The sequence below is a fragment of the Streptomyces sp. NPDC001880 genome (assembly GCF_053594575.1).
In genome coordinates, this window is record NZ_JBSFET010000172.1 from 1 (window position 1) to 5954 (window position 5954).

The following is a 5954-nucleotide window of genomic DNA, read 5'->3' on the forward strand; positions in this document are numbered from 1 at the left end:
CAGGACGGCCACCAGGCCGCAAGAACACGCAACCCACCCCACGCCACGACGTGCACACCACCGGCAGAACAGACACGAGACAGAAGAAGCCAACGACCCCACGACCACGCCGTACTGGTTAAAGATCAAGTTAGCCGTCGACAGCCCGCAAGAACCAGAAACAGTGCACTCTTTCGAGTTATCTGTCTGTGGCAGGTGGGAGTTGTTGCGAACTGTTCAGAGCAGCATTTCAGACCTCCTGTGCCCTTTGGCCGGAGTGCCGCCACTTGTGCAGGTCTCAGCCCGCGCCGCTCGCACCGACAAGGGCGTTGTGCTCGTCCGGCAACATGCGGGCCCGCCCGAACGACAGCCGGACCAGCCGGGTCGGCCAGAGCGTGATGGCCCTGGAGTGCCGCCCTACTTGCTCCCGCCGAAGCCAGGGAGGCTGCCGCCCGCAGCCCCGCTGACGCTACCGAGTGGCCGCTGCGCCCAGACCCGAGTTCGTTCGTGGCCTGGCCGGTCTGCTCTTACCAGGCGGCCGGCAGGCGAAGCGGGCTGCGGGTAGTCGTGCTCAGCCGCCACTTGGTCTCCGTCACCGCCATGGTCAGGTGGAGCCCGGGGAACCGGGCGGCCAGCCGGTGGAGAGCGATCTCCAGCTGTGCGCGGGCCAGCCAGATGCCCAGGCAGTAGTGCGTTCCTCCGCCGAAGGAAAGGGTCGGGCTCTCCAGCGGGGCGAACAGGTCGTCGAACGGGCTGCCGGTGAAAACGGACGGATCGCGGTTGGCGGCGCCGATGTCAGCGGCTACGAATTCACCCGCCCTGACCAGGACGCCCCCGATCTCGGTGTCCTGCGCCACCCGGCGCAGGCAGCCCGGCTTCTCCGGGTTCCTGCCCAGCGGGATCAGGTGCACCAACCGCTCGGCCAGTGCACCGGCGGCCTCCTTTGAGGAGGCCAGCTGCTGCCAGACTTCGGGCCGTTCACCCAGAATGTAGAGGAGCGAGTTGCCCAGCATCGTCATCGTGGTGTCGTAGCCGGCCACCACCAGCCCTCCGACCAGGTTGGCCAGGTGCGCCTCCGGCACCCCACCCTGCTGATCGGCAGCCTGGGCCAGGGTGCTGACCAGGTCCTCGCCCGGCGCCGCTCGCCTCTCCGCGAGCAGATCGGCGGAGAACTCCATGAGATTCCTCAGGCCGGCGGCCACCTCCTCCGCACTGCGCGAGGTATCGGAGACGGCATGCTCCGCCCAGCGCCTGAGACGATCGTCCTCCAGGTCTTGCACGCCCATCAGATGCCGCATCACCGCATTCGGCACCGCCGCGGCGTAGCCAGCCATCAGGTCTGCCGGCGAACCCCGCTCCTCCAACTCGTCCAGCAGCCGGTCGATCGCCTGCTCCACCCACGGACGCAGGCGCTTGACACCCCGCGGTGTGAACACCCGCTGCACCACACGGCGCAGACGCAGGTGCTCGGCACCGTCCAGGTTGATCAATCCGCCCGGGGCGTCCAGCAGGTTCGGAGTGCCGGTGAGCGCCGGGGCATCGGGAGCACTCAGCAGAGACCGCTGGAACCGGGCATCCATCAGAACCTGCCGGACATCGTCGTACCGGGTGACCAGCCACACCTCTGTTCCGTTGGGGACAGAGGTCCGCCGGGGCGGCCCCACTTCCGCGAACGGCAGACAATGCAGCGGCTGCAACTGCTCGACCGCGGGGCCCGCGGTATGGACATCCGAGACGGACACACGTCCTCCTGGTTCGTGCCGAAGAGACGGGTTGCCCAGCAACCTGCCTGCGTTTCAGAGCCGATGAAACCTGCAGAGCCAGACCGCACCGAACAGATGAAGACGCACATTCACGGCTCCGGGATCAACGCCCGTGCACCAGACTCCGCCTGCCATACTTTCGACGGAGCTCCCCCAGCGCCAGGAAAGCGACCCCAATTCACCTTTCAGGACGAACAGCCCCATCCAGCAACCGGCCATCAAACCGGCGCAGCCACAGCCAGCCTCGCTCACCCAACCGCCCCCGGTGGGCGAGGACCCGCCTCGCTAAGGGTGGACGAATTCGAATCCAACCGGCTTCAAGTCCGCTCATGAGCGAGCGCATGGCACGGTCGACGGCGCCGAACCCGAACTCTGGCAGGAGAGTACGGCGGATGAGAGCCAGCATATTGCGCCGGCCATAGAGACCCTCGGGAGCCAGCACGCGCTCACCGGCTTTGGTGGTGGTGAAGGCCAGCCGGCGGACCGCGGCCTCAACCAGGGCATCGGTCACGGTTCGGGCCGCGGCCCGGTTGGACGGGCCGGCTGGGGCGGACCAGGCCCGCAGGGTTCGTGCCGCAATCTTCAGTCCTGTCTGTTCCAGGGCGGTGAAGATCGACTCGACGGCATACCCGGTGGCCCGCATCCGATCGGCAAACGCCACGATCAGCGGTTTCGGAGGGCGAGCTCCCCGGCGAAGAAAATCGTCGCGGACTTCAGGACCCCGCCGCCTGCGCGCCGCGCAAAGAGGACGGAATGTCGATGAAAAGCTGTGGGGCGTGATCGTTGCCGAGAACCTGACCCAGCCGCCCGTGCGCGCCTTCGTCACTGCGCTGAACGCCCTCGACGACCGGGGCAGGGAGCCCCCTGAACCGGCGCGCGGTTGTGACCCGTCGCGGCGCTCCACGCCTCTGCGGATGTGCGCCGTCTGTCTCGTGTGCTGGTTGCCCTCGACAATCATGATGCACCGGTCGCCTGGCCGGACACACCGTCCGCAGATCCGCGCCCCGGCCTGCAGAACCTCGCCGACGACGAACTGGCCGACGGCTGGACGGACCAGCTGCTGTTCTGGCTGGTCACTGGGCTGATACCCGTGGCCCGGGCGGCCCTGCGCCGGATCACTAAGCCTCGATCCGCCCGACCGTCGCAAGAAGAAGCCCGCGCCCGTGGAGGATGAGGACCCTGTGCACCGCCGTTCCTTCCTCGCGCTGACGGCCAGCTCGGCAGGGGGCGGGTTCTGGTGGCGGGGGTTGGTGGCGGTGATGTGCTGCGGCTGCGGCAGCAGCTCGACGCTCTCATGGCGCTGGACGATTCCCGGGGCGGCCACAACACCCTGGAGCGGGCCGCGCTCGCCGGCGCTCAGGAGGCCGTCGCGCTCCAGGAGAAGCCGGCCACTCAGCGCACCCGGCAGCGGCTCTTTTCCCTCGCGGCCGACTACACCGCGACCGCGGCCTGGTCGTGCGTGGAAGCCCGTCAGAGCTCTCGCGCCCAGCCGCTGCACGAGCGGGCCCTGCATCTGGCCGGGCTGGCGCAGGATCCGGTCGCGACGATGCGTGTGTGGAACTCGGTGGCGATCCTGGCCCACCAGCGCGGCGCTCACGCCGAGTCCCTCGCGGCCGGCCAGGCCGCCCGGGCCACGGCCGTCACCCGTCGCGACCCGCTGCTCGCCAGCCTCGCGCACGCGCGGATCGCCATCGCCCACGCCCACCTCGGCGACCACCGGCCCGCCCTGCGCTCCCTCGACCATGCCGAGAAGGCGCTCGCCAAGGCCGACTTGGCCCGTCCGCGGCCGAGCTGGACCGCGTTCTACGGCCGGGCCGAGCTCCACGCCATCACCTCGATCGTCCACGACCGCCTCGGCAACTCCCCCGCCGCCGAGGCCGCCTCCCACCACGCACTGACGGCCCTGCCCCAGGTGTTCGCCCGCAACAGGGCATTCGCCACCGCCCGGCTCGCGCTCGCCCAACTCCACCAGGGCGACCTCGACCAGGCAACCGCCAGCACCACCGGCATCTTCCCCCTCCTGGGCCATGCCGCCCTGCCCGGAAGGCTGCGGACCCTGCTCGGCGACTTCTACCGCGACCTGATCACCACCGCCCCGACCGCGCCCGTCACCCGGGAGTGGACCGACCACTACCGCACCACCTGGAGCCGCACATGACCGCCATCAGCCGCTACGGCCACGCGGATCTGCCCGCGATCCGGCAGATACTCCTCGACGTCCACGCCGACGCCTACGCCGCCGAGATGGACGACCCCTTCCACCAGACGGAGAAATTCGCCTGGTTCGTCGACCACTGGGGCGCCAGGCCCTCCTTCGACTGCGTCATCGCCTTCGACGCCGGCCAGCCCGCGGGCTTCGCCTACGGCGCCACCGCCGACCTCGGCCGCGAAACCTGGCGCGGACACCTCTCCCCCACCCCCACCCCGGGCACCACCTTCGCCCTGTCCGAGCTCATGGTCCGTCAGAAATGGCGCGGCACCGGCCTCGCCCAACGACTCCACGACACCCTCCTCGACCCCCGGCCCGAGCAGCTGACCACCCTCCTCGTCGACACCACACACCCCCGCGTCCAGGCCCTCTACGAAACATGGGGATACCGCAAGATCGGCGAACGCCAGCCCTTCCCCGACTCCCCCCCTCCACGCCGTCATGCTCCGCGGCCTTCCCAGCACGTAGACCGACCCACACGGCCGGATGTGTCACCGATCGAGGGCAGGAAGGCCGTCCAGGCCGGTGTCGCGCATGATGAGCTCGATGGTCGCGGCCAGGGCGCTGCCCGCGTCGATGACGGTCTCGACTCCGCCGGGCAGCAGGTCGGAGGCCAAGCTGCGCTCGGCGGGTGATAACTCGGTTGCGAAGAGCTTGGCTACGTAAGCGAGGATGCTTGCATGAGCCAAGAGACAGATGAGGTACGCGAAGCGATCGCAGGCGAACTGCGTCTGATGGACCCCAGCGTGCGTATATCCCGCTCGCTTGCCCTGCAGCTGCTGGACCCGGACTTCGTCGAGGTCGGCGCTTCGGGGCGGCGATGGACGTATACGGAGATGCTTGCCGAGCTGCCCGAGCTGGGCGGTGCAGCAGAAGGCGGTCCGCGCTACGAGCCCTCGAACTTCAATGGCGTGCTGTTGGCCCCCGGACTGGTGCATCTCACCTACGAGACCGTGTTTGACGGAAACCGGGCACGGCGGAGTTCGCTCTGGCGCAAGCAGGGCGCCGCCGGGACATGGCAGATGTACTACCACCAGGCGACACCCATCCCGCCCGACGGCATGTAGTTGGGCATCTCGGGTGATGGTCGTTCGTTGTCACCTGTGCGGCAAAACCGGCCATCGCCATCAAGGGCGGCGCCATGGTGCTCGGCAACCTGGGAGACCCGAACGGTTCGGTGTCCACCCCGCAACCCACCTTCCTTCGCCCGGCGATGGCTCACGCGATCGGCTCCCAGGTGTCCTACTCGTTCGTCTCGAACATGGCCCTCAACCCGCCCTCCGGCACTGATCGGTACAGCACGGTGAAGGGCAAGGGCGTGTTCAAGGACTCCCTGAAGGACACCCTCGGTCTGCGGCGTGAGCTCAAGGGCGCCAAGCCGGTCAAGAGCGTCATGAAGAAGGACATGGTCTTCAACGACAAGTGCTTCGAGATCGACATCAACCCGATCAAGTTCGAGATCGCAGTGGCGATCCCGAGGGTCGATCCTGCGCAGGGACACAGCCTCACAGAGCACACAGCCCTCAAGGGGTTCTGGTGATGAAGACCCCCTTGAAGCAGGCGCCCCCAAACAGGGCGCCGCCGAAGAGAGCGCTCCGGACGGGGGCCGATGGCAGGTGTGGGAGCCAGCCGGTGGCAGTGAGCCCCACCGGTCCGGCACGCAGTCCCTGCGCACCCCCTACCCCGGCCTGCTGGAGCGGTTGCGATGGGCTCACGAACAGGGCCAGAGCGCCTACCAGCAAGCCCGCCCACACCCCTACGTCCTGCGCGGCACGGTCAAGAACGACGAGGAACCACAGATGATGCAGGGCCCGTTCTCCGATCTGCTGTCCTTCGCGTTCCCGCCCGGCTTCTCTCTGGATCCAGCACTCACCCTGAAAACTACTGGCACCCTGCGAAGCAGGGTGTTGTCGGCGTACAAGTGAACGTCCCCACCCGCGTACGGATGAAAAGGGGACAGTTGTTGATGCGGTGAGACCTGCTGCTCGGCACTCTTCTGCCTG

Annotated in this window: 8 protein-coding genes; 6 read left to right on the forward strand and 2 right to left on the reverse strand. The window is 68.2% G+C overall.

What is annotated here, in order from left to right:
- Positions 1-506: 506 nt before the first annotated feature.
- Complete coding sequence (locus ACWCQ6_RS35195) at positions 507-1721, reverse strand: cytochrome P450 (protein WP_451096288.1); 1215 nt, start codon at positions 1719-1721, stop codon at positions 507-509.
- Positions 1722-1920: 199 nt separating this feature from the next.
- Positions 1921-2403 (reverse strand): hypothetical protein, encoded by a 483-nt coding sequence (locus tag ACWCQ6_RS35200; protein ID WP_451096290.1) that lies wholly within the window; start codon positions 2401-2403, stop codon positions 1921-1923.
- A 273-nt stretch (positions 2404-2676) separates the two neighbouring features.
- Between ACWCQ6_RS35200 and ACWCQ6_RS35205 the strand changes: the two genes are divergently transcribed.
- The 6 genes from ACWCQ6_RS35205 (at position 2677) to ACWCQ6_RS35230 (ending at position 5876) form a co-directional block, all read left to right on the forward strand.
- Positions 2677-2916 carry a hypothetical protein gene (locus ACWCQ6_RS35205; RefSeq protein WP_451096292.1) on the forward strand — a complete coding sequence of 80 codons (240 nt, stop codon included), beginning with the start codon at positions 2677-2679 and terminating at the stop codon, positions 2914-2916.
- 63 nt (positions 2917-2979) lie between these two features.
- Positions 2980-3900, forward strand: a complete 921-nt coding sequence (locus ACWCQ6_RS35210; protein ID WP_451096294.1) for a hypothetical protein — start codon at positions 2980-2982, stop codon at positions 3898-3900.
- Positions 3897-4586, forward strand: coding sequence for an N-acetyltransferase family protein (locus ACWCQ6_RS35215; RefSeq protein WP_451096296.1), 690 nt, complete (start codon positions 3897-3899; stop codon positions 4584-4586). The genes ACWCQ6_RS35210 and ACWCQ6_RS35215 overlap by 4 nt, the downstream gene beginning before the upstream one ends.
- A gap of 45 nt (positions 4587-4631) precedes the next feature.
- Positions 4632-5018: a nuclear transport factor 2 family protein gene (locus tag ACWCQ6_RS35220; protein WP_451096298.1), complete on the forward strand. Its 387-nt coding sequence runs from the start codon at positions 4632-4634 to the stop codon at positions 5016-5018.
- Positions 5019-5092: 74 nt separating this feature from the next.
- A complete protein-coding gene (locus ACWCQ6_RS35225; RefSeq protein WP_451096300.1) occupies positions 5093-5491 on the forward strand; it encodes a hypothetical protein in 399 nt (132 codons plus the stop codon).
- Positions 5492-5567: 76 nt separating this feature from the next.
- Complete coding sequence (locus tag ACWCQ6_RS35230) at positions 5568-5876, forward strand: hypothetical protein (RefSeq protein WP_451096302.1); 309 nt, start codon at positions 5568-5570, stop codon at positions 5874-5876.
- Positions 5877-5954 lie beyond the last annotated feature (78 nt).

Excerpts from the sequence above, each read along its gene's own strand:
- ACWCQ6_RS35215 (WP_451096296.1), top strand. The coding sequence starts at position 3,897 with ATGACCGCCATCAGCCGCTACGGCCACGCGGATCTGCCCGCGATCCGG.
- ACWCQ6_RS35220 (WP_451096298.1), top strand. The coding sequence starts at position 4,632 with ATGAGCCAAGAGACAGATGAGGTACGCGAAGCGATCGCAGGCGAACTG.
- ACWCQ6_RS35225 (WP_451096300.1), top strand. The coding sequence starts at position 5,093 with ATGGTGCTCGGCAACCTGGGAGACCCGAACGGTTCGGTGTCCACCCCG.